Source organism: Chryseobacterium contaminans, assembly GCF_001684955.1.
Classification (GTDB): Bacteria; Bacteroidota; Bacteroidia; order Flavobacteriales; family Weeksellaceae; genus Chryseobacterium; species Chryseobacterium contaminans.
Window position 1 is genome coordinate 1 of sequence record NZ_MAYF01000142.1, and the last position, 4602, is coordinate 4602.

Here is a 4602-nt window from a genome sequence, read left to right on the forward strand (position 1 = left end):
CTTCAGGTGAATATCATAAAAATCTCGCTTTCGTGAGATTTTTTTTGTGCTCAAGTAGAAAATTTTAACCAATATAAACAATCATTTCATCTTTTTTCATAATTATCGTAATGAAAATTTATGATAAGGTCTGTTATTTTTTCCTATCACATACAACATTACAACTATTTATCAATTATCTAATTTATGATATTAAATTTTATGTTAATTTTTAGTAAAATATTGAATTATATTTAATAATATTTGTAATTTTATATAAAACTAATAACCATATTTAATCATAATCTAAATTTCCAAAACTTCATTTTTACATCCCTGGAGGACTTGGAAAAAAGAGAAGAAAAGGTTTTTAAATACGAAACCGAATAAAGATGGCTCCATTTCCCTGTCCAAAAAAAATGACATCAAACCCCATCCAAATCCAGCGTCAATAAAGATCAAGAAGTTTCATCTATTTATCCCATACTCATCAGGATAAGAAACTGAATACTAATGCCTAAAAAATCAAGACCAAACCCTTTAAATATATAAATTATGAGAACAAACAAAATGTGGCTACTTCTAGCCTTTCTGCTAACCATTCTTTTCAATTGCTCCCGGATAGAAGAAAAAAGTTTACTGGAAGAATCCGAAAGAAACCTAAGAACCAACAGAGGCACCTCTGCAGATGCATTGGCGTTGGCAACCACCCCACCTCTTCATGTGGGTGGCAAGTTCCTCAAAGACCCCTGCGAAAATAACGTTGTCTTACATGGGGTTGCCATAACACCCAGCCCTTGGTTCAATGGCTGTCAATATGGAGCAAACTCCGGTTACTGTACCTGGGACAACTATAATGTACAAGGAGCCTTGAACTATAACAAGGCAGTCATCACCAAACTCAGCAGCAATGCCGATGGCTGGTATCTCAATTACATTCGCCTTCACATCGATCCATATTGGACCAATGATCCCGGCCCTGCCATTCCTGAGAACGACATCTCAAGATTCAATTACAATCGGTTGGTTACCTACACCGATCAAGTCATCATTCCTTTGATCAACCATGCCCGAAGCCGAGGAATGTATATTATCCTACGTCCTCCAGGTGTATGCCCCAGCCGTATTGCCGTCAATGATGCATACCATAGCTATCTCAAGACTGTATGGACTTTTCTCTCTCAACATCCTGGATTGAAGAATGCAGACAACGTCATGTTTGAGTTAGCTAACGAACCTGTTGAAATCCTAGGGACAAACGGGACATGGGGATCAACGGGGAACGAGCATTTTGCAGCACTCAAAAACTTCTTTCAACCATTGGTCAATATCATCCGCAACAACGGAGCCAATAATGTTTGCTGGATTCCAGGTACAGGCTGGCAATCACATTATCAAGGCTATGTCAATAATCAAATCACAGGGGGTAACATTGGCTATGCCGTTCATATCTATCCTGGTTACTGGGGTGGTGTCAACAACTACCAAACTTTTCAAAACGCATGGAATATCAATGTTAAACCGATTGCAGACATTGCACCGATTGCCATTACCGAGACCGACTGGGCACCACAGGGATATGGCACCTTCGGCACCGGTATCACAGGTACGGCAGGCGGAAACGGCTTTGGCGCCAATTTAAAATATATTGTGGATCAAGCCGGCAATGTAAGCTGGAATGTTCTTGCCCCGGATAATCTCCTCCACAAAGGCGATCCTAATGCAGGAACAGCCTACAACAACGATTGGGAAGCCTGCGCCGCACCAGTTAAACAGTGGTTTCAGCAATATGCATCCTCCAATTATCCTGTTTCAAATTGCAGCACAACCAGTCTGGTCAATAATGGTATCTACGAAATAGAATTTCAGACCGATACCAATAAAGTACTTGACCTAAAATCAGGAGAGGATACCAATGGTGCAGTACTTAGACCATGGACAAGGAATGGCGCTGCTGCACAACGATGGGTTGCCATTGACGCGGGTAATGGTTTCTGGCGTTTTGTATCTAAAGCTAGCGCAACAAATCGCTGCATTGATTTAGCCAGTAACAGCAATACATTGGGAACTTCGATCAGGCTTTGGCAAAGCTATAATAATGATGCACAGGCCTGGCAGGTAGTCGCTGTTTCTAATGGTTATTACAAAATATTATCCAAAGTGGATCCTACACGTGGCTGGGATATTCCCAACTGTACCATGGATGGTAATTCAAACTTACATCTTTGGGATTATTACGGTACATCGTGTCAGTTGTTCAAGTTCAAATATATTGGGATGAACTGATACCAATAAAAAACAGGATGCTTTTTAAGCATCCTGTTTTTTTTTATTATATGTGAAAAGTCAATTTTGCTTCGCAAGTCAATAGTGAATTTTAAAAATTGACAAGTGAAAAGAATTCACTATTGACCATTCACTTTTACCAGAACCTTACATACAAGGCGGTCAGTAAAAGCAGTGTCATCACGACCAAAACTAAGGTTCTGTTGTCCACTTTAAACATTGTTACATCAATGGCAAAAGCTTTAGGATTTACCTTCGGACCTGCAAGACTGATCAGAATCATCGCGATTATGGTGATAAAGAATGACCATCCCATATTGATTAGAAAAGGAATCTCGGTAATGGTATGCACTATCCCATTCTCAAGCTTTTCATAAGTGAATGCAGTATACATCCAGGTTTCTTTCCCGAAAATTCCTACGGCAAAGCTGTTGAAGAAAATCGCAAGAACAAAGCCTAAGATTACTCCTACCAAAGCAGCTGTACCCGTTGTTCTTTTCCAGAACATTCCCAGAAGGAACATGGCAAAAACTCCCGGACTGATAAAGCCTGTATATTTCTGGATAAATGTGAAACCTCCTTCACCGCCAATTCCTAAAACATCCGTCCAGGTAAAGGCCAACGCTGCCATCATAGCAATAATAATGACCCAACGGCCTGTTCTCACCATCTGAATTTCGGTGGCGTCTGTTTTAAGATATTTTTTATAGATATCTAAAGTAAAAATGGTTGAGATACTGTTTACTTTCCCTGCCAGCGAAGCCACAATCGCTGCCGTCAACGCAGCAATTGCCAATCCTTTAAGCCCAACAGGTAAGAATCCCAATATTGCAGAGTACGCTCCGTCTTTCACTCCGTTGAATGCCGGAAGATGTCCTTTTGAATATAAAACATAAGCGGCAATTCCCGGAAGCATTACGATTACAGGCATGAATAATTTCAGGAAACCTGCAAACAGAATTCCTGTTCTTGCCGTTTTCAGATCTGCTCCCAAAGCTCTCTGAGTGATGTATTGATTACATCCCCAATAGTTCAGGTTAACAATCCACTGACCGGCAAAATACATGGCCAGACCCGGTAACACCACATATTTCTGTACTTCCAGGTTCTGAGGCATTGCCAAAGTAGTTGTAGTGGTCATTGGTTTTTCAAGAATCAGCTTAAAATGCTGTGGAGCCTCATTGATCAGGGTATTAAATCCTGCCAGAGCATTCCCTACAGCAGCTCCGTTGATTCTCTGGTCTACAATCTGTAAAGCCATATACACCGTTGCAAAACCACCAATAATAAGGACAGCCACCTGGATAACATCTGTATATCCAATTACTTTCATCCCTCCAAGACCGATCAGAAGAGCCATAAGCAAAAGAGCGATCATAATACCGTGAAGATGCTCTCCACCTAATAAAGTATCAATGGCAAGAGCTCCAAGGTAAAGGATGGAAGTAAGATTCACAATAACATACAGAAACAGCCAGAATACAGCCATAATCAGCGAAACAGATTTGTTATACCTTCTTTCCAGAAACTGAGGCATGGTATAGATCTTATTTTTAAGATAGATCGGAATAAACCAGACCGCAATGATGATCAATGCAACAGCAGCGATCCATTCGTAAGCGGCAACAGCAATTCCGACAAAGAAACCTTCACCACTCATTCCGATAAACTGTTCAGCAGAAATATTGGAAGCAATTAAGCTGGCTCCAATTGCCCACCAGGTCAAAGATCCTTCCGCAAGGAAATAGTCCTTACTTCCTGTGGATTCAGATTTTTTCTTTTTATAGATCCATAATCCGTAGGAAGCCACCACTACAAAATAGATCAGGAATATGATGATATCAATAGTTGCTAATTTTCCCATAGTTTACTTTTTAACGAAGAATTTATAGATGGTTTTTGACTGGTACTTCTGTCCGGGCTTCAATTCTGTAGAAGGAAAAGAAGGCTGGTTTGGTGAATCCGGGAAGTGTTGTGTCTCTAAGCAGAACCCTGTTCTGAATTCATTTTTACCTCCTGTTTTGGTATCAAACTTTCCATCAAGAAAATTACCGGAATAAAACTGCACACCAGGTTCATCTGTGAAGACTTCCATCACTCTTCCTGTTCCCTGATGGTATACTTTGGCAATACTTCTAAGTCCTTTTCCGTTCAGGATCCAATTGTGGTCATATCCTTTCCCTTTTTTCAGCTGATCGTCATCTGCACCGATATCTTTTCCAATCAGCTTAGAAACTGTGAAGTCAAAAGGAGTTCCTTTTACGGCTTTCTGCTCACCTGTAGGAATCAATGTTTCATTTACCGGAAGAAAATGATCTGCATTAATCTGCAGTTCAT

The 4602-nt window shown here is 40.3% G+C and carries 3 protein-coding genes; 1 reads left to right on the top strand and 2 read right to left on the bottom strand.

All coding sequences use genetic code 11. The features are described 5' to 3' along the window. The first annotated feature begins 534 nt into the window (after window positions 1–534). The gene (locus BBH99_RS09795; protein ID WP_066695058.1) at window positions 535–2265 is read left to right on the top strand and encodes an RICIN domain-containing protein; all 1731 of its coding nucleotides are present in this window, start codon (window positions 535–537) and stop codon (window positions 2263–2265) included. Between the two features lie 136 nt (window positions 2266–2401). Here the strand turns inward: BBH99_RS09795 and BBH99_RS09800 are convergent, their stop codons facing one another. Both BBH99_RS09800 and BBH99_RS09805 read right to left on the bottom strand, forming a co-directional pair. Then, a complete protein-coding gene (locus tag BBH99_RS09800) occupies window positions 2402–4129 on the bottom strand; it encodes a sodium:solute symporter family transporter (RefSeq protein ID WP_066695063.1) in 1728 nt (575 codons plus the stop codon). 3 nt (window positions 4130–4132) lie between these two features. After that, window positions 4133–4602 (bottom strand): aldose epimerase family protein (locus tag BBH99_RS09805; RefSeq protein WP_455550057.1); only part of this gene is annotated, 470 nt, incomplete at its 5' end.